This window comes from Paenisporosarcina cavernae, from assembly GCF_003595195.1.
Lineage (GTDB): Bacteria > Bacillota > Bacilli > Bacillales_A > Planococcaceae > Paenisporosarcina > Paenisporosarcina cavernae.
Genome location: NZ_CP032418.1, coordinates 1,260,383 through 1,280,860 on the forward strand (window position 1 = coordinate 1,260,383; position 20,478 = coordinate 1,280,860).

The window sequence follows — 20,478 nt, forward strand, 5'->3', positions numbered from 1 at the left end:
GCACTCCTTTCGTTCCTTATTGTACGCTTATTTTGAAAATAATTCATCCAATGCATTCGATGGAGATACCTCTCCTAATAAGATACGTTTTTCTAACTGTTTTACAGTATCTCGAGTTGTGTTGGAAACAAAAAACTGTTCCACTAATCGATCATGGATCATTTGCGTAAACCAATCCGTCAGTTGTTGGTTTCGACGACTCTCAAAATAGTCATTTTCTTTCGTAAACTTAACAAATGCCTCAATTATTGTCCAAACGTCGTCTAATCCATCCTTCTTTAGAGAAGACACTGCCATTGCTTTCGTTTGCCATTCAGGAGTAGCTGGCTGTAAAAAATGAAGCAACTGGTTGAATTCCCGAACCGCTCGTTTTGCAACGGGTACATTTTCTCCATCGGATTTGTTTACAAGGAGTAAATCGGCAATTTCCATAATTCCTTTTTTCATGCCTTGCAGCTCATCGCCAGCTCCCGTTAAAACAAGCAACAAGAAAAAGTCGACCATGTTTCGGACAAGTGTTTCGCTTTGTCCCACTCCTACTGTTTCAATAAGTAAAATGTTATAGCCAGCAGCTTCGCACAGCATCATCGTTTCCCGCGTTTTTTTATGGACACCGCCAAGAGTTCCGGCGGTCGGACTAGGTCGTATAAAAGCAGAGGGATGGCGAGCGAGTGTCTCCATGCGAGTTTTGTCGCCTAAAATACTTCCGCCGTTGCGAGTGGAACTTGGATCAATTGCTAGCACAGCTACACGATTATGTTGTTCACAAAGCATGGTGCCAAATGATTCGATAAACGTACTTTTACCTGCACCTGGGACTCCCGTAATCCCAATCCGAATGCAATTACCTGTGTATGGGTACAATCGTTCAAGCAGTTCGTTTGCATAGATACGGTCTTCTGCTTTCACGCTTTCAATTAGGGTAATACCTTTGGCTAGAGCTTGTTTTGAACCTGCTCGAATGTCATCAGCTAATGAAGCCACTGACAGTTCTCGCTTATTAACCTTTCGGAAGTGCCGAGTTGTCATTACTCGCTCACTTCCTCGTATCCAAGACGTTTATAAATCTCTTCAATCACTTTTATCGCTGCTTGCGGAATGACAGTACCAGGACCGAAAATCGCACTTGCTCCATTCTGTAAGAGAAAAGCATAATCCTGCGACGGAATAACACCACCAGCAACGATCATTATATCTTCTCTACCTAGTTCTTTTAACGCGTTTGCAAGTGCTGGAACAAGTGTTTTATGTCCAGCTGCCAATGAACTAACACCAATTACATGGACATCATTTTCAACCGCTTGAGCTGCAGTTTCTGTAGGAGTTTGGAAAAGTGGACCAATATCCACATCAAATCCTAAGTCAGCAAAAGCAGTCGCTATCACTTTTGCTCCACGATCGTGTCCATCTTGTCCCATTTTTGCAACCATCATTCGAGGACGGCGACCTTCATTTTCAAGAAAAACATCGGTCATGTGTTTTACAGTTGTTATCTCCTCGTTATTCTCATAATTCGATTGATACACACCGCTCACTGAACGAATCACCGCCTTATGTCTACCACATGCTTCTTCAATTGCATCGGAAATTTCACCTAAAGATGCGCGAACACGCGCTGCTTGAATTGCTAATTCGAGTAAATTTACATTACCTGTCTTCGCACCTTCCGCTAATGCTTGTAAGGCAATTTGCACGTCTTTTTCAGATCGTGTAGATTTCATTTTCTCTAATCGTGCAATTTGGCTATTCCGTACAGCTGTATTATCAATAGATAAAATATCCATTTCATCTTCTTTCTCTAGACGAAATGCATTTACTCCAATAATTTTCTCTTTTCCAGAGTCAATTTGGGCTTGACGGATAGCAGCTGCTTCTTCGATTTTCATTTTTGGTAACCCTGTCTCAATCGCTTTCGCCATACCGCCTAGATCTTCAATTTCTTGTATTAGCTCCCATGCTTTCTCTGACAATTCCTTTGTGAGATTCTCGACATGAGTGGAACCTCCCCAAGGGTCAATAATTTTCGTCATATATGTCTCATCCTGTAAAAACAGCTGTGTATTACGAGCAATACGAGCAGAAAAATCTGTCGGAAGAGCAATCGCTTCATCCAGAGCATTTGTATGCAACGATTGCGTGTGACCCATGGAGGCTGCGTTCGCCTCTACTAGAGTTCGCATTACGTTATTAAACGGATCTTGCTCTGTCAAACTCCAGCCCGATGTTTGAGAATGCGTTCGAAGTGCAAGTGATTTAGGATTAGTTGGAGAAAAAGAATACATCATTTGCGCCCAAATTTTACGAGCAGCACGCATTTTCGCAATTTCTTCAAAGTAATTCATTCCAACTGCCCAAAAAAAGGATAGTCTCGGTGCAAATGAATCAATGGGAATTCCCGCAGCTAAACCAGTACGAACATACTCTAAACCGTCTGCGAGTGTATAGGCAAGTTCAATTTCTGCAGTCGCTCCCGCTTCTTGCATATGATAGCCCGAAATAGAAATAGAGTTAAACCTTGGCATTTTTTCGGCAGTAAACGAAAAAATATCGGCAATAATTTTCATCGACATTTCAGGTGGATAAATGTACGTGTTTCGCACCATATATTCTTTTAAAATATCATTTTGAATCGTTCCAGCGAGTTTATCTGGTAAAACTCCTTGTTCTTCTGCTGTTACAATATAAAATGCGAGTATCGGTAGAACAGCGCCATTCATTGTCATGGAAACGGACATTTGATCGAGTGGAATTCCATCAAATAAAATTTTCATGTCTTCTACGCTATCGATGGCAACGCCTGCTTTTCCTACGTCACCTTCTACTCGCGGATGATCGGAATCGTATCCCCGGTGTGTCGCTAAATCAAACGCGACGGACAGACCTTTTTGTCCCATTGCCAAATTACGACGATAGAAGGCATTCGATTCTTCTGCTGTAGAAAATCCAGCATATTGTCGAATGGTCCATGGTCGCGAAACATACATCGTAGCATAAGGTCCACGAGTAAATGGTGCAATACCAGCAGCTAACGCTTCGTTTGAGCGTGATGTTTTTTCTTCCTCAAGAAAAGAAGCGAGTGAAACGTTTTCCCATTTATTTCCCATTAGAAGTATTTCCTCCTTCCGTTAGCGCTTGAATTTCTTTCATTTTGGCAGGAATCGATTGACCAATATAAATGGCACCATGCAGTCCATCTTGCTTCCATTTTTCCAGTTGTGGATGTTTCCCAGCAATCTCCACGATTGTTTGCTTAAATAAAGAAGAAAAGACCGGTACAAAATTCGTTAAATCGTCATCTGTTGCGCTTAAAACGACATAGTCATACGAGCCTTCTTCGATGAATTTCTGCGCCATTTCGGCTGTTTCAAATACTTGCGAGATGTTTGGAACTACCCCACCCGCTTGTAAAAAGCCAACCACAAAGTCTGTGCGTACTTTTATAGCTTTTAACTCGCCTATTTGAACGACGGCAGCTTTGAGAGGATTTTTCGAGAAATAATATCGTAACGACTCGAACGGAATAGCAACCCGATTTGTTTTTTCCGTTGATAGTGACTTGATTTCATCACTTGGGTTTGCATATTGGTTAACCCCAACCATTGAGGACTTTCTGGTGAATAAAGCTTGTTCCCGTTTTTCATGGAGAGCTGTTGCACGATGAAAAAGCTCCTCTTGAGCAGCAGTAAACGGTAAATCGACTAATTGTAAGAATAACTCCCAACTTTTTTTCACCAATTCTTCTGTCAATGCCTCAATAGCATAGGATCCATTTGCAGCGTCTGTTATGCCGCTAAGACCTGCTTCCTCTCGTAAGATCAATCCCATGTTTTTAGCAAGTCGACGAGATTTTGCATCGGTTGTTGTTAAGACATTGTAGGCAGTCGTATGAATTACGTCGCTACCACCTAAAACCATTGCAAGTGTTTCATTCCCAGCGCGCAACAAATTGACATGCTCATCTAATTTAGAAAAGGAGCGAACAGAAGTAGTCGATTCAATAGTCAGTGCTGGAATATCATGTTGGTCTGTAGAATGAAATGCTTTCCAAAGGATACGCATTGCACGTAACTTCGCAATTTCCATGAAAAAATGAGTATCCACATGTAACCGAACCGCTTGGAACCGTGCTTCTTGTTGATTAGCGAGTTGAAGTAGTACATACGTCAATTCTTCAACCGCACTAGCTCCTTTTAAGTGAATTTTTTCCGTGGTAATTGCATGCTCCACGTTTGGAAACGGAGACTCTATGCCTGAAATTGTGCCATGAACGGATGATTTTTCTTCTTCCGTCAGTGACTGGATGATTTGTAAAATCGGATCATTCGTTGACTGAATATCCCACATAATCGGATAGTTCAATATGTATTGCTTTAACTGCATCATGTCTGCGTCTGTCCATTGTTCATTTGCGAGCGTACTTGCATAGCCAAAAACTTCGACACCATTCGCTAATGCTTCTTTTGTCTCCTGAAGAAATGTCGAAATAGTGGTGGCTAATGACGTTTGGGCAATTTTCCAGCCCTCACGAGATTCCTCTACCTCCGCCACTTTGTTTGTTGAATACAAAGGCTGAAGATCAATACCTTCTGGTGTAGGTGTGATCAAGCTATCCATCGACTTCCCTTTTAAAGCGGCAAATGCAGCATCCATCCATTGTTGCTCTTGAATATCTTGAAACTGTATATCTTTCATTTGTTGAACATTCATAAGGTCGCGAAAGCTTCTCTCCTTTTACAAGCTAATCTACCTTCAGTCTACATGAGGAAACGCTTTCAATAAAGTAAAAAACAAGGATTTGCTGGATACAATGAGTTATTTTTATGAAGTGTGTGGAAAAGGAAAGTGAACTCGTAGAGAAGTCTGGGGATAGATATAAAAAAAAGTGTCCTAATGTTTGGCGAAAGTGTCCTAATGTTTGGCGGAAGTGTCCCAATGTTTGGCGGAAGTGTCCTAATGGTTGGCGGAAGTGTCCCAATGTTTGGCGAAAGTGTCCTAATGTTTGGCGGAAGTGTCCCAAACTCCACCATCCGGAATCACTAAAGACATTCCTCTATATAATAAAAGCTTCAAGTTATCTCAAAGCTGGCTTCCTACCTCGTAAAATGCGACCAGTGATCTAAAAACGAAAAACTGGCATCCCTATTGAAAGGAATTGCCAGTATGTCAATTAATAGACGGAAGTATTTTCTTTTGAAATGTTTTCAAGGATTTCTTTTACACGTGCTAAGAAGCGCCCGCAAACTAATCCATCTAGTACGCGGTGATCAAGTGATAAACATAAGTTTACCATGTCACGTGCTGCAATCATGCCGCCATCCATGATGACTGGACGTTTTACGATTGATTCGACTTGTAGAATAGCTGCTTGTGGGTAGTTGATAATCCCCATAGATTGAACAGATCCGAATGAACCTGTGTTATTAACAGTGAAAGTTCCACCTTGCATTTCATCGGATTTTAATTTACCACTACGAACTTTTGTCGCTAGCTCATTAATTTCTCGTCCAATGCCTTTAATCGTTTTTTCGTCTGCGTTTCGAATGACTGGTACAAATAAAGCATCATCCGTTGCCACGGCGATAGAAATATTGATGTCTTTCTTTTGAATGATTTTGTCTCCCGCCCACATGGAATTCATCATTGGGAATTCTTTTAGAGCTTGTGCAACAGCTTTTACGAAAAACGCAAAATAGGTTACATTGAATCCTTCTTTTTTCTTAAATTCGCCTTTTATCGAATCGCGATATTGCACTAGGTTTGTTACATCCACTTCAATCATGGTCCACGCATGTGGAGCTTCATGTTTGCTACGTAGCATATTCGAAGCGATTGCTTTACGCACTCCGGATACCGGAATTTCGATATCTCCAACTGCTGTCGGAATGGAAGGCGCTGGCGCTGCTTGCGGTCTAGTAGCTGTTGAAGTTTCTTGTGTTGCGCTAGAGGCAGAAGTTGATGATGCTGGTGCTTCGCTAGCTTTCGGAATTGATCCACTTTCAATGATTGCAAGTAAATCTTTCCGTGTAATACGGCCTTCCGAACCAGTTCCATTCACTTGATTTAAATCGATATCATTCTCTTGTGCAATTTTAAGTACAGCAGGTGAATAACGAGCTTTAGCTCCTTTTTCACGTGCCGGAGCTTGAGTTGCAGAAGCTTTTGGTGCAGATGAAGTAGATACTTCTTTTGGAGCTTCTTCTTTTTTCTCATCATTTGACGAAGTAGATGCTTCTTCCGCTCCGCCGCCTGCTGTTTCAATAGTACAAACAACAGCACCAACTTCGAGCGTCTCGCCTTCTTGTGCAATAAGCTCTTTAATAACTCCTTCAAAAGAAGAAGGAATTTCTGCTGTTACTTTATCTGTATTCACTTCCGCAAGTGGGTCGTATTTGTTCACTTTATCGCCTGGTTGTACAAGCCATTTTTCGATTGTTCCTTCTGTAACGGACTCCCCAAGTTGAGGCATTTTGATTTGTTCTAAAGCCATCTAGATTTCCTCCTTCCTTTAAAATTCAGCTAGTTCTCTCATTGCTTTTTCGACTTTATCCGGATTTATCATAAAGAATTTTTCCATTGTAGGAGCATATGGCATTGCCGGAACATCTGGTCCTGCTAAGCGTTTAATCGGTGCATCTAAGTCGAATAAGCAATTCTCTGCAATGATTGCAGCAACTTCACCGATAATGCTACCTTCTTTGTTATCTTCTGTAACGAGCAACACTTTACCAGTTTTTGATGCTGCTTCGATAATCGCTTCTTTATCTAACGGATAGATCGTACGTAAATCCAAAATATGTGCGGAAATGCCGTCTTGTTCTAGACGTTCAGCAGCTTGAAGTGCAAAGTGGACCGCTAAACCGTACGTAATAACGGTGATGTCTTCCCCTTCACGCTTTACATCTGCTTTTCCAATTTCAATTGTATAGTCTTCATCTGGAACTTCACCTTTGATTAAACGATACGCACGTTTGTGCTCGAAGAACATAACAGGATCTTCGTCACGAATTGCAGCTTTTAACAAACCTTTTGCATCATATGGAGTAGAAGGAATAACAATTTTCAATCCTGGTTGATTAGCAAAAACTGCTTCGACAGATTGAGAGTGATAAAGTGCTCCGTGAATACCTCCACCAAATGGCGCACGAAAGACAATTGGGCATGACCAATCATTGTTCGAACGATAGCGAACTCTCGATGCTTCCGAAATAATTTGGTTAACGGCTGGCATGATGAAATCTGCGAATTGCATTTCTGCGATTGGTCGCATTCCGTACATAGCAGCACCAATACCAACACCAGCAATAGCAGATTCAGCAAGTGGAGTATCCATTACGCGGTGCTCTCCAAATTGTTCATAAAGACCATTTGTCGCTTTAAAAACGCCACCTTTTTTACCAACGTCTTCCCCAAGGACAAAAACGTTTTCATCGCGTTCCATTTCTTCTTTCATCGCGAGTGTAATCGCGTCGATATAAGACATAACTGCCATTATACGTTCCCCCCGTCTTGTTGTGCATAGACGTATTTCAAAGCGTCTTCAGGTGCAGCGTATGGTGCGTTTTCTGCATACTCGGTAGCTTCATTGACTTCTTTCATAATTCGCTCATTTAACTCTTTCTCTAATTCTTCATTCAAGATATTCAACTCTGTTAAATACGCAGCAAATTTACGGATTGGATCTGCCGCTTGCCCTTCTGCTAAATCTTCTGCTGTACGATATTGGCGATGATCATCATCCGAAGAGTGAGCAGTCAAACGGTGCGATACAGCTTCAATAAGAGTTGGACCTTCTCCATTACGCGCACGATCTGCAGCTTCTTTTACCACTTTGTAAACTTCCAAAGGATCGGTACCATCAACAGTGTATCCTGGCATCCCATATCCAATTGCACGATCTGACACATTTTTAGCAGCTACTTGGCGATCATAAGGAACCGAAATAGCATACTTGTTGTTTTCAACCATTGTGATACATGGCAATTTGTGTACTCCCGCAAAGTTTAACCCTTCGTGGAAATCCCCTTGGTTAGAAGAACCTTCTCCAAGTGTCACGAAAGTGACAAAATCTTCCTGTTTAATCTTACCAGCTAATGCAACACCAACTGCGTGTGGGAGCTGTGTAGTGACAGGTGATGACCCAGTTAATATACGGTTTTTCTTTTGACCGAAATGGCCAGGCATTTGGCGTCCACCAGAGTTTGGATCTTCCGCTTTCGCAAATGCAGATAACATTAAATCACGTGCTGTCATTCCGAAGTGTAATACAACGCCCATATCTCGGTAATAAGGTGCAATATAGTCTTTTGAGTTATCAAGTGCGTATGCTGCACCTACTTGTGTTGCTTCCTGTCCTTGACACGAGATAACGAATGGGATTTTACCCGCACGGTTTAATAACCACATACGCTCATCTACTCGACGAGCTAGCAGCATTGTTTCGAAAATTTTCAGAACATCATCATTCGTTAATCCTAGTTCTTCATGACGATTTTTTGCCATTTCAACTTCCCCCTTATTACATGTGAATTGCTTTGCCGTCAACTGCTAATGCAGCCTCTCCCATTACCTCTGATAACGTTGGATGTGGATGGATCGTATTTGCAACTTCCCAAGGTGTAGCATCTAATACCATGGCAAGTCCTGCTTCAGAAATCATATCCGTTACATGTGGTCCAATCATATGAACCCCAAGAATGTCATTTGAATCCTTGTCAGCAACAATTTTCACAAAACCATCAGATTCACCATATACAAGCGCTTTTCCAATCGCTTTAAAGGAGAATTTCCCTACTTTTACGTTCAAGCCTTTGTCTTTCGCTTGTTGTTCCGTGATTCCAACACTTGATGCTTCCGGACTTGAATAGATACACCGGGAAACGTGATCGTAGTTAATCGCATGTACTTCTTGACCTGCAATATGTTCTATAGCGGTAATACCTTCATGAGAAGCGACATGTGCTAATTGTAAACCGCCAATAACATCTCCAATTGCGTATATATGAGACTCTTTCGTTTGGAAAGTTTCACTCACTTGAATAAAACCTTTTTCCACTTGGATGTCTGTATTTTCGATACCAATTCCTTCAACGTTTGCTTGTCTTCCAACAGAAACTAGCATCTTTTCTGCTGTAAATTCTTTCATTTCACCTTTAATTTCTGCAGAAATCATCACCGATCCTTCAGCAATTTTTAACGTTTCAGCGTCCACTTTGGCACTAGTTGCGAATGTAATTCCTTTTTTCGACAACAGTTTTTGCATTTCTTTGGAAATATCTGCGTCTTCCGTCGGAATAATCCGATCAGCATATTCAATAACCGTAACTTCTACACCGAAATCGTTTAACATAGAAGCCCACTCTATACCGATGACACCGCCACCGACAATAATCATGGACTTTGGCAGTTCCGTCATTTCAAGTGCTTCATCTGAGGTCATAACAGTCGTTCCATCAATCGTTAATCCGGGAAGTGAACGTGGACGAGAGCCAGTTGCGATCACTACATTTTTAGGAATTAACATTTGATTTTCTTCCCCATTATTCATCTCCACTGAAACGGTACCACCTGGAGATGGCGAGAAAATAGAAGGCCCTAACATACGACCAGTTCCTTCAAAAACATCAATTTTCCCTTTTTTCATCAATCCTTGCACTCCTTGATGAAGTTGAGAAACAATCGAAGATTTTCGTTCTTGAACTCGTGAGAAATCGAGTGTTACTTCGCCCGTATTCACACCAAAATCCGCAGCATGATGTTTCGCTGTGGAATAAACTTCTGCACTTCGAAGCAACGCCTTACTTGGAATACACCCTTTATGCAAACACGTACCCCCGAGTTTTCCTTTTTCAACGATGGCCGTTTTTAACCCCAATTGTGCAGCACGAATAGCAGCTACATATCCACCTGTACCGCCACCTAATATGACAAGATCATATTCATTCGCCATGTCGTACCCCTCCTATTCAGTTCGGATAAACCTTTGCATTTTCTTCTCCATTTAACACACGGATTGCGCCTTCTGAAAGAGCCTGCAATTCATTTTCACCTGGTATGACGACAATTTCTCCTAAATAATGAATGCGCTTCGAAATCGATTCAACAAAATCTTTTCCATAAGCTAGTCCACCGGTTAGCAGGATTGCATCAATTTGTCCTTCTAATACTGTACTGGCAGCACCAATCTCTTTTGCAACTTGATAAGCCATTGCATCATAAATTAAGGCTGCTTCTTTATCACCTTTCGCAATCCGTTTTTCTACTGCAACTGCGTCACTTGTTCCAAGGTAACTTATTAACCCACCCTGTCCAACGAGTTTTTTCATAATTTCATGTCGGTAATACTCACCAGAGAAACATAAATCTACTAGATCTCCAATTGGAACAGATCCAGCACGTTCTGGACTAAATGGTCCATCACCGTGCAATCCGTTATTCACATCAATAACACGTCCCCCTTGATGAACTCCGACTGTAATTCCCCCACCCATATGTGTGACGATAAGCCGCAAATCTTTGTAGGATTTGCCGATTTTTTTTGCATACCGTTTTGCTACTGCTTTTTGGTTTAGTGCATGAAAAATGGATTTTCGTTCAATCAATGAAAATCCAGATACACGTGCGATGGGATCCAATTCGTCAACCACAACTGGATCTACAATATAAGATGGAATATTTAAACCGGAAGCAATTTCAAAAGCTAAGATACCGCCTAGATTGGAAGCATGTTGCCCTGAAAAGCCTTTACGTAAATCTTCTAACATCATGTCATTTACTGCGTACGTTCCGCCTTCGATTGGACGAAGCAAGCCGCCTCTACCACAGACGGCTGATAACTTCGAAATATTAATTCCTTCTTCATCCAATGCTTCTAAAATTGTTTCTTTTCGAAATTCATATTGATCAATAATGGAACCAAACTTTCCAATTTCTTCTGCAGAATGACGGATTGTTTTTTCCATTAATAAAACTTCATTTTCAAAAACACCAATTTTGGTCGATGTGGAACCCGGATTAATGACAAGAATTCGATAAGATGCTTCTTGCATCATGATTCCTCCTCAGAATTGAGACAATTAAATACGTCCACTCAAAATGTGTTTTTCATTTTGTAAAAATTGGCTACGAGATTTTCCAACACGAGCAATACGTTCTTCAGCTAAACGGTCAGCTGCAAGATACGTTGGAATTCCGTCACGTTTAGAAATTTCGATTACTTTTTCGATATTGTCATACACACCTTCTACACGTTTCATCGCACGTTCACGATTATAGCCGTATAGTTCATCCGCAACGTTAATCACTCCACCAGCATTAATGACATAGTCAGGAGCATATACGATCCCTTTTTCATGAAGAATATCACCATGTTTTGTTTCTTTTAGTTGGTTATTAGCAGCTCCAGCAACTACTTTTGCTTTTAACTGTGGAATTGTTTCATCATTAATAATTGCGCCAAGTGCACATGGAGCGAAAATATCAACGTCTTGTGAGTAAATATCGTTTATATCTACTGCAGTTGCGCCAAATTCGTCTACTACACGTTGAACTGCTTCTTTATTAATATCTGTTACAGTTAAAATCGCGCCTTCTTCATGTAAGTGACGGCAAAGATTATATGCAACGTTACCTACACCTTGTACTGCGATTTTCTTTCCTTCAAGTGAGTCTGTGCCAAATGCTTCTTTTGCAGCAGCTTTCATTCCACGATACACACCGTAAGCAGTAACCGGAGATGGATTACCAGAAGAACCGAATGCCGGTGAGATACCTGTTACGAAATTTGTTTCTTCATGAATAAGGTCCATATCCGCAACAGTTGTACCAACATCTTCTGCAGTTATGTAACGACCGTTTAAGCCTTGAATGAAGCGACCAAATGCGCGGAACATTTCTTCATTTTTGTCTTTTAATGGATCTCCGATAATGACGGTTTTACCGCCACCTAAATTCAATCCAGCAGCTGCATTTTTGTATGTCATTCCTTTTGCTAAACGAAGTGCATCTTCTATTGCATCTGCTTCAGAAGCATATGTCCACATACGAGTTCCACCTAGTGCTGGTCCTAATGTAGTGTCATGGATGGCAATAATCGCTTTTAATCCGGATGTTTTATCTTGGCAAAATACCACTTGTTCGTAATCGTACTTTTCTAAATAGCTAAAAATTTCCATTTTCCTATTCCTCCTAATGATCGACAATAGTTATTCTTTCGTTTTTGAAGAACTGATTGCTAAAGCGAGCGAATGTAGTTTACTTTCTGCATTGTCTGCTCTAGACGTTAATACGATTGGTGCCTTCGCGCCTTCAATTAGTGCTCCAACTTTTGCTTGAGCAAAATACACTAACGATTTGTATAATATGTTTCCGGATTCAATGTTCGGTACAAGCAATATATCCGCTTTACCTGCTGTTGTTGAAGTGAGTCCTTTGTGCTTCGCTGCTTCGACTGAAATAGCATTGTCTAGAGCGAGTGGACCATCTACTATGCATCCCGAGATTTGTCCACGATTGTTCATTGCTACTAATGCCGCAGCGTCCAGTGTCGGTGACATAGATGGATTCACTACTTCCACAGCTGCTAATGGAGCAACGATAGGATTTTCCACTCCAGCAGAATGCGCTACTTTAACGGCATTTTGAATGATTTGTGCTTTTTGTGAAAGATCTGGAGCAATATTCATCGCTGCATCTGTAACGAATATCAAGCGGTCATAGCCTGGTATTTCAAATGCTGCGACATGAGAAAGAACTTTCCCTGTACGTAAACCGTATTCCGGGTTAAGTACTGCTTTTAAAATCATCGCCGTGGGTAAATGACCTTTCATTAATACATTCGCTTCATTTAAATTCACTGATCTTACGGCTGCGATTGCTGCTTGTTGATTATCCTTCACATGTTGCTTATAAATTTTTGGATGCCCAACTAAGTGAGGGAAATGTAATGCGATTAGTTCTTTTAACTTTTGCTCATCATCATATAGTCGAAAGCTGGCCATGTTTTGTTCAAGCGCCATACTTACCGCTTCTAAAACTTCTAAGTCTGCTGCAGCAGCAACTGCCACAACGTTATCTGATGACTCAGAAGCATGATGAATTAAATCTTGTAATTTCATTTCATCACCTCGTCCTCTTATATTTAAGCATAAGAATGCTTGTAATCTCAACAATGAAAGCGCTTTAATTGCTAATTTATGTTCAATTCCACTATGCAAATGCTTTCAAACCATGCAAAATATTGCATAATCATGTTAATCCGTACTTATCTAATTTGTAATATAACGTACGAAGGGACACATCAAGCTCTCGAGCAGCTTGCGATTTATTTCCTTTCGCTAAACTTAGCGCATGCTGAAGTATTTCCTTTTCCACTTTTTCAAGTTGTTCGGTTAAAGGGATTGTTTGATGTGGCGAATTCGAAAGTAAGTTGGTTTCTTGAAACATAGAAAAAGGAAAATGCTGCACATCCAATGTATTTTCTGCAGGATTCATAAATATCATTCCTCTGCTGATCATATTTTCGAGTTCTCGGACGTTTCCTGGCCACTCATATTCTTGTAATTTCTTCATTGCACGGTTAGAGATTTGTTCCACATTTCGGCCGTACTCTTGGTTCAGCTTAATTAGCAGCTTATCTGCTAACAAAGGAATATCTTGTATTCTACTGCGTAGTGGAGGAATTTGAATTGGCATTCGATTTAACCTGTAATAAAGGTCCTCTCGAAAAATACCTTGGGACATTGCTTTTTCCATATGAATATTCGTTGCTGCGATGACACGAACGTCTACATGAATTGTTTCCTTTCCACCTATTCTTGTAAGTTCGGATTCTTGCAAGACTCGAAGTAATTTTGCTTGTGTGGAAGCAGAGAGTTCACCAATTTCATCTAAGAAAATACTGCCTAAATTAGCTTCTTCTAGTAATCCTCTTCTAACTTGAATCTCCTGGCTATTCGATACAATGATTTCTTCTCCAAATAGATCCTTTTCTAGTTGTAAAGGCTCACTAGCCGAACAATTCACTCGGATGAATTTATTGTATTTCCGATCACTTGCAGAATGAATAGCGTGTGCGAAAAGCTCTTTGCCTGTCCCTGATTCTCCACGTAAGAGAACCGTCACAGGTGTTTTTGCAGCCAATTTTGCTTGTTCAATGGATAATTCCATTTCGTTTGTTTTCCCAACGATATCATCAAAGGTATATTTCGATTCTAGAGTTCGAATAATACTCCTTGCTCGATCAAGCTCTTTCATCAAATGACGAATTTCCGTCATATCGTGTATAACACCTACACTACCTTTTAACCGATTATTAACGAGAATTGGTGCTACATTTACGATTACTTCTCGTTTACTTGGCCCTACAAGAAGATTCACTCCACGAATAGGTTGCTTTTTTTGTAAAACTTTTAAATGAATACTTTCCCCTTCGCTAATATCTGCTGTCGCGGGTTTCCCAATTACATCCGACGTTTCTAGTCCAGTAATACGAGTGTACGCTGGATTAATCAGCAACCCCTTCCCATTTTCGTCCACGACTGAAATTGCATCATCACTTGATTGGATGATTGCTTGAAGCATAGTTTGAATTTCTTTCAAATTAGTGATTTCTTCAGCCAAATTTACAACTTCCGTAATATCTTTAAAAACAGCAAAAGACCCTAGCCGGTTTCCACGTTCATCAATAATCGGAAAACGCGACGTCACAATTTTTAACCCATTATGTAAAAGCATTTCACGATTATACTCTGATCTACCCGACTCATAAATTCTTGGTAATTCACTCGAAGGAATCACTTCGTTAATATGTTTTCCAATAGCTGCCTTTTCTTCTATTTCCGTCATTTTTTGTGCACTTTTATTAAAAAAATTAATGATTCCCTTTTGATCAACACCGACCATACCCTCGTCAATGGAATCAAAGATTAATTGACGAATGCTTGACTCTTCTTTTACTTGATGCATAATTTGATCTTTTTCTTCTAATAATTTTACTAACATATTTGCAACTGTTCCTGGAATTAAAACAGTCTCCCGTTTTCTTTCTATAAGTAACTGTTCGAAGACATCCTTCTTTCCTGTCACATCAAAAATGATATCGATTGGCTTTTTCATCAAATCATTCCATGTGTTGGAAATGGGTATAGACAAATCTTTAGCAATCTCAATAGCAGGGGCATTTTGATTGATTTCGACAAGACCTACAATGTGAAAAAATTCATTTGAAGCTAGGAGTCGTAAAATCGCACTACCTCCTTGACCTCCTCCGATGATTAACACTTGTTGCATATAATTCACCTCGTTGTCTGCAAAAAACTGCATGGTAGGTTAAGCATACGTTTTCTGTCGAATCTTGACAAGCGGTATAGAAGTAGTAAACTATTTACGAATATAAGGAGGCAATAGTTTGCAACGATTAATCGCTTTCATTATCTTATTAATTCCAGGAGTAATGGCAGCAGGTGGTATTAAACTTGTTCGAGATACTCTCTTTGGAAAACTCATTTCCCCATTTCCTTTTTTAAGTGTTCAATTACTTGTCGGAACTGTATTTATCGTTCTAGGTCTCGGATTTTTTGCTGGATTTTTACTACGTCGCGATCGCAAAAATGGAAAAATACAACCGAAATTTGCTCAAAGAAAGAAATAAACTCTTCCAAGACGTCCTTGTATGTACGTCTTTTTTGTTCGTTCCAATAGTTACATCTAAAAGCATTACACCGTCTTTTCTAAAAGAAAATGTTGAAACGATTATCTTTTAGGAACAGTCTTTTGAAAAAAGAAAAACCGAGCAAAGGTTGCTCGGTAGTTCACTAGGCTATTTTAATCAACAAAACCTATGAAGGAAATGAACGATTCATTGCCTCTCGAACTTTATCAGGATAGTCTGTGATCCATCCTCTCACATCTTGAAATGGCTCACGCAAAAACGACTCATTTCCTGTTACACCATAAAAACGTAGTCCCTTGTTTGCACGATTCGCCCGCTCACACAACTCTATTGAATAGTAGCGTTTATGGAAATGGAGGTCATCCGCGAAGGATAATGAGGAAAAATCCTCCGATAGATTTTTTTTCGTCCCTATAAATGCTGTCGGGCAGTTGGTGTTAACTGATTTTAAATATTTTAGGATTTCTACATGAAAAGAAGAGTAGTGGAAAGGCAATCCGTTATACTGTCGAATTGCAAGTGCAGACAATATCGTTTCTTGACCAACTAACGTTTCTTTTAATTCAATATTAAGTCGCATGTTATGCTCATTTGCAAATTGAATTGCTTCCTCAAATGTCAGAACGTTATCTCCAAACCATTTCCTCCAAAACCCTCTACCAATACGTAATTTTTTCACCTCTTCTAAATTTAAATCCGTCACTTTTTTTCTTTTCCCTGCAACTCGTACAAAGTCAATGTCATGCGTCACTACAAGTTGGCCATCCTTTGTCAATTGAAGATCGAATTCTAAGCCGTCTGCGCCTAATTCAAATGCTTTCGTAAATGAAAGATAGGAATTTTCCATCGCATAAGCAGATGCACCACGATGCGCATAAATTGGGAGATTAGACATTTAATTCACCATTTTCTAATAGAAATGTCCCTTTCGTAACGGACGTTAACGCTTTGGATTTATGCCCAATTTGTATGACAGTGCCAGGAAAAGCTTCCGTGTGAATGGAAATTTCTGTTTCCATTGGACTTCTTAATTTAATTAACACTGTTTGAATTTCCTTATCCACTAGTTGAACCGTTTTTTGTTTTTCATCTAGTTGATTTTTCACTTGATCAATTAGTTTCTTTTGTTCATCCGTTGCCTTATCTTGTAATCGTTGAAATTGTGTGAGTTGGTTTGATAATTTCTCTTCGTCCGCTTGTAACTCTTTTAAGATGCTAGCCTTTACTTTCAATTCATCTTGAAGGGCAATCTTGTTAATTCCCGAAACGATTAGGATAGTTTTTCGCTCTAAATGATTGCCTGAAGTTCCAGTGACAATTTTGTTCACTGCTTCTGTTTGACCACCTATAATTTTCCCTTTGTGAGGATCCACAAAAACATTCTTCCCTTGAATGAAAGATCCTAACGCATAATAACCAATATGTACATCACCTTTTGCATGCAAAATTGCTTCATTAGCATGTTTTATATAGATACTCTTGCCAGCTTCAACGGTAGATTCATTTTTCCCGAAAATCCCACCTCGAATAAATATATCCCCATAGACAGCATGAATTTTTCCAGCATTCAAAACTCCATCCGTACTTTCAATTGCTATATCTCCAGCAGCTACAACTGAGAAACCAGATAAGACAGTTCCTCTAATCGTGATAGACCCGTCAAACTTCAAGTTACCCGTTTCTGGTCCAACATCTCCATTGATCACTAAATGTTTACTAACGCCCATTACACCATCTTGAACATCTAACACTCCTGCAACAGTTGCAACTAACGTCCATTTACCATTTACCATTTTCTCTTCTACCGTTTTTCGATCGTATAAAAATTTGGTATCTGCACCTTTTTCAGCCGGAATTTTATTTCCTAGTACGGTCGTTCCACTTGTTCCTTCTTGTGCTTCTGTCTTTTCACCTAACCAATCACCAATACTCACTTCTTCTAAAAAGTTCATATCATAATAATCTGCTTTGCCGGTTTCAGTGATAATCGGTTTTCGGTCAGGCATTTCTTTGTATGTAATAAAAGCATCTTGTCCTTTAATTGGTGGAATGCCCTTGGCAATTTCAAATGGTTTACCTGGTCTTACTTCATTAAAATGGATGTCTTTAATCCCGTGCACAATCCCACTTCGTTCTAATAGTTCTTCTACTTCTAATTCAATAGATGCAATGTTGTCTTGGTTCGACACGTCGAATTCATGAATCGTAAGGATAGCAGACATTTCATCTTTTGTTATATCCAACTCCACGTTTGGAACTAAATATCCGATTTCAACTTCTTCTTCCGACGGAGAAACGAGAATCGATTTTAAAGCAGCGATATTCGTCAATTTAATCCGAGAATTTGTTCGTATTAATTGATCAATATCTCTTAGAGATGCACCTGATTTTATCACTTTAATCTTTACTTTTGACTGGTCTTCCGTAATATGAAAATAGTTTGTTTCTAGCGTTAACAAGTTTATTTCTCCCCTTACCAAGCTCTACTATATGGTCTCTATCTCTTTTCCATCATCTACGTATAGTTAATCATACCATTTTTAGTATATTTAGAAAATGAAGCTTCTTATCCATTTATATGCATTCAATAATGGTATAAACACATGAAAAAACTGTAAATTCTTTTGGAAAAGAATTTACAGTGTGACGAATGAGCTATTGTTGATTATTTTTTTCACTAGTTTTTAACTAGCCATGTGCTCTAATCGGATTTTGTCTGCAATCATCGCGATAAACTCAGAATTTGTTGGTTTACTTTTCAAATGATGAACCGTATAGCCAAACATTTTCGAAATGGACTCGTAATTTCCTCTATTCCACGCAACTTCTATCGCATGCCGTATAGCTCGTTCAACTCGAGAAGGAGTTGTATTGAATTTACTTGCGATGTCTGGATATAACACCTTCGTTACGGAACCAAGCAATTCAATATCCACATACACCATATGAATCGCTTCTCTTAAATAAGAATATCCCTTAATATGAGCTGGAACTCCAATTTCTTTAATTACTGCTGTAATTGTGGTATCAATTACCTTTTGTGACTTAGGAGCATTTGCATAAGGCTGTAACACACTGTTTCTCGTTGTTTTTAGTTGCTCATTTCCAGATATTTGAATAATTTTCATTACTAATTGGTCAAACTCAAATGGTTTTAACATGAAATAAGAAGCCCCATACTCGACAGCAGATTTCATAACATCTTCTTGACCGAAAGCCGTTAGCATAATTACTGGCAGATCTTTCAGATCAGGTTGTTGTTTTAGTTGCTCTAAAACAGCGATTCCGTCTAAATGTGGCATAATAATATCTAGCAACAGAACATCCGGTTTTTCTTCTTGAATTTGTGCAAGGCACGTTTTACCATTATTCGCCGTACCAATTACCTCAATCGTATCTTGATTGTTTAAATACGCTTCTAACGTATTTACTAACTCCTTATTGTCATCTGCAATAAAAACTCGAACTTTTTCCACCAATATTCCCCCTAATAATGGTTAAACAAGTGACACATAACTCCCTGTTTCCACAGACTGATTTCGACATCGCATCTGGAAATCCTTTCTAAATGAAAAAAATGAGCGAAGAGTATGATAATTCCGTCACATTTCGACGATTGGTACTCTTTTCCAACAATTTGTCGAATAATCTTTATCTTATTGTATCAAAAATTGCCAAATGTACCATACTTACATCAATCTATCTGTTTTAATCCTTTAGCGAATCGAATGGTGGCATACATCATGCTTGTAGGATTTAACAAATGGGGACGATTACTCAATTGTAAAAACGAGGCTGGGACAAAACATACATCTGTCCCAGCCTCGCAAAAATTTTTTTCTTTAGCTTGCTTCTTTTATCATTTCTTCAATTCCAATTGCAGTTCCTTTCATTGGTTTCTCCACGACCATGTGTGTAATAGCACCAATGAAAAGCCCATCTTGCAGAACGGGACTACCACTCATTCCTTGTAGAATACCGCCTGTTTTTTTTAATAACTGTTGATCATCAACTTCAAAGGAAAAGGAAGGTGGATGTACGTCTGTAATATTAATAGTGAATTCCTGAACTTCTTTACCAGCAATCGTCGTTCGAATGATCGCATTTCCTTCTTTCACTTGTTGAATTTCTGCTGTTTCAACTGTTGGATTAGATTTCATTTGTTCCTCAGAAATCGTTCCAAATATCCCAAGAGGCTTATTGGAAAGTATTTTTCCTAACTTTGTCGGGGAAAGACTGTTTTTCGCAATTTTATATCCCGGTATCCCTGGTGAGCTTCGTTGAACACGAATTATTTCGGTTTCAAAGATATCCCCTGCGATAAATTTTGTAACATCCACTTGATTGTGAATGAGAATTGGATGACCTAGCGCACCAAACTGATGTGTTGCAGGATTAATATACGTCAGTGTTCCGATTCCTTTTGCTTTGTTAGAAAACATGTAACTCATACCACTCGATTCTTCTTTCGTTAATATCAAGGAGTGGTTCTTTTTATCACGCTTGATGATTATTTCGGAAGATCGAAGTTGCACATCCTGCTGCATTTTCGAAAACGTTTTTTCAGAATCCATGGATTGATTGTTCCATGAAATTAGTTGATCTCCAGCCTTCACCCATTTTCCACTTTCTAACAACACATCATGTTGCGCAGTATAGGTGGAAAAATCCATCTCAACGCCAATCGACTCGCCCATTGGAATGAGTGATTCCGCATATGCATATGAAAAAGAAAATGAACACATACTAACCAACAGACAAGCAGCAAAAAATGAGCGCAGTTTTTTCATTTTTCACCTCCTTCTCTATAT

General features: G+C 39.5%; 16 protein-coding genes. 1 reads left to right on the plus strand and 15 read right to left on the minus strand.

Going from position 1 to position 20,478, the window contains the following annotated elements; translation table 11 throughout:
- Nucleotides 1-27 precede the first annotated feature (27 nt).
- The 11 genes from meaB to D3873_RS06390 form a co-directional block, all read right to left on the minus strand.
- Nucleotides 28-1,029, minus strand: a complete 1,002-nt coding sequence (gene meaB / locus D3873_RS06340) for a methylmalonyl Co-A mutase-associated GTPase MeaB (protein WP_119883260.1) — start codon at nucleotides 1,027-1,029, stop codon at nucleotides 28-30.
- Nucleotides 1,029-3,104, minus strand: a complete 2,076-nt coding sequence (gene scpA / locus D3873_RS06345; protein WP_119883261.1) for a methylmalonyl-CoA mutase — start codon at nucleotides 3,102-3,104, stop codon at nucleotides 1,029-1,031. The genes meaB and scpA overlap by 1 nt, the downstream gene beginning before the upstream one ends.
- On the minus strand, nucleotides 3,094-4,707 hold the full coding sequence (locus tag D3873_RS06350; protein WP_119883262.1) for a methylmalonyl-CoA mutase family protein: 1,614 nt from the start codon (nucleotides 4,705-4,707) through the stop codon (nucleotides 3,094-3,096). Before D3873_RS06350 ends, scpA begins: the two co-directional genes overlap by 11 nt.
- 460 nt (nucleotides 4,708-5,167) lie before the next feature.
- Complete coding sequence (locus tag D3873_RS06355; RefSeq protein WP_119883263.1) at nucleotides 5,168-6,487, minus strand: dihydrolipoamide acetyltransferase family protein; 1,320 nt, start codon at nucleotides 6,485-6,487, stop codon at nucleotides 5,168-5,170.
- An 18-nt stretch (nucleotides 6,488-6,505) separates the two neighbouring features.
- Complete coding sequence (locus D3873_RS06360; RefSeq protein WP_119883264.1) at nucleotides 6,506-7,489, minus strand: alpha-ketoacid dehydrogenase subunit beta; 984 nt, start codon at nucleotides 7,487-7,489, stop codon at nucleotides 6,506-6,508.
- A complete protein-coding gene (locus tag D3873_RS06365; protein WP_119883265.1) occupies nucleotides 7,489-8,499 on the minus strand; it encodes a thiamine pyrophosphate-dependent dehydrogenase E1 component subunit alpha in 1,011 nt (336 codons plus the stop codon). Before D3873_RS06365 ends, D3873_RS06360 begins: the two co-directional genes overlap by 1 nt.
- A 16-nt stretch (nucleotides 8,500-8,515) precedes the next feature.
- Entirely contained in the window at nucleotides 8,516-9,946 is a 1,431-nt protein-coding gene (gene lpdA / locus D3873_RS06370) for a dihydrolipoyl dehydrogenase (protein WP_119883266.1), read from the minus strand.
- 16 nt (nucleotides 9,947-9,962) lie between these two features.
- Nucleotides 9,963-11,045, minus strand: a complete 1,083-nt coding sequence (gene buk, locus D3873_RS06375) for a butyrate kinase (protein ID WP_119883267.1) — start codon at nucleotides 11,043-11,045, stop codon at nucleotides 9,963-9,965.
- Between the two features lie 27 nt (nucleotides 11,046-11,072).
- Nucleotides 11,073-12,170: a branched-chain amino acid dehydrogenase gene (gene bcd, locus D3873_RS06380; protein WP_119883268.1), complete on the minus strand. Its 1,098-nt coding sequence runs from the start codon at nucleotides 12,168-12,170 to the stop codon at nucleotides 11,073-11,075.
- Between the two features lie 30 nt (nucleotides 12,171-12,200).
- The gene (gene yqiS, locus D3873_RS06385) at nucleotides 12,201-13,112 is read right to left on the minus strand and encodes a phosphate butyryltransferase (RefSeq protein WP_119883269.1); all 912 of its coding nucleotides are present in this window, start codon (nucleotides 13,110-13,112) and stop codon (nucleotides 12,201-12,203) included.
- Nucleotides 13,113-13,242: 130 nt separating this feature from the next.
- On the minus strand, nucleotides 13,243-15,285 hold the full coding sequence (locus D3873_RS06390; protein WP_119883270.1) for a sigma 54-interacting transcriptional regulator: 2,043 nt from the start codon (nucleotides 15,283-15,285) through the stop codon (nucleotides 13,243-13,245).
- A 118-nt stretch (nucleotides 15,286-15,403) separates the two neighbouring features.
- Between D3873_RS06390 and D3873_RS06395 the strand changes: the two genes are divergently transcribed.
- Nucleotides 15,404-15,646: a DUF2627 domain-containing protein gene (locus tag D3873_RS06395; protein WP_119883271.1), complete on the plus strand. Its 243-nt coding sequence runs from the start codon at nucleotides 15,404-15,406 to the stop codon at nucleotides 15,644-15,646.
- 187 nt (nucleotides 15,647-15,833) lie between these two features.
- On the opposite strand, the gene D3873_RS06400 is transcribed toward D3873_RS06395, so the two are convergent.
- The 4 genes from D3873_RS06400 to D3873_RS06415 all read right to left on the minus strand — a co-directional run bounded on the left by D3873_RS06400 (nucleotide 15,834) and on the right by D3873_RS06415 (nucleotide 20,457).
- Nucleotides 15,834-16,562: a glycerophosphodiester phosphodiesterase gene (locus D3873_RS06400; RefSeq protein ID WP_119883272.1), complete on the minus strand. Its 729-nt coding sequence runs from the start codon at nucleotides 16,560-16,562 to the stop codon at nucleotides 15,834-15,836.
- Nucleotides 16,555-18,126, minus strand: a complete 1,572-nt coding sequence (locus tag D3873_RS06405; protein ID WP_119883273.1) for a flagellar assembly protein A — start codon at nucleotides 18,124-18,126, stop codon at nucleotides 16,555-16,557. The genes D3873_RS06400 and D3873_RS06405 overlap by 8 nt, the downstream gene beginning before the upstream one ends.
- 225 nt (nucleotides 18,127-18,351) lie before the next feature.
- Nucleotides 18,352-19,143, minus strand: coding sequence for a sporulation transcription factor Spo0A (gene spo0A, locus D3873_RS06410; protein ID WP_119883274.1), 792 nt, complete (start codon nucleotides 19,141-19,143; stop codon nucleotides 18,352-18,354).
- Nucleotides 19,144-19,509: 366 nt separating this feature from the next.
- The gene (locus tag D3873_RS06415; RefSeq protein WP_119883275.1) at nucleotides 19,510-20,457 is read right to left on the minus strand and encodes a SpoIVB peptidase S55 domain-containing protein; all 948 of its coding nucleotides are present in this window, start codon (nucleotides 20,455-20,457) and stop codon (nucleotides 19,510-19,512) included.
- Nucleotides 20,458-20,478 lie beyond the last annotated feature (21 nt).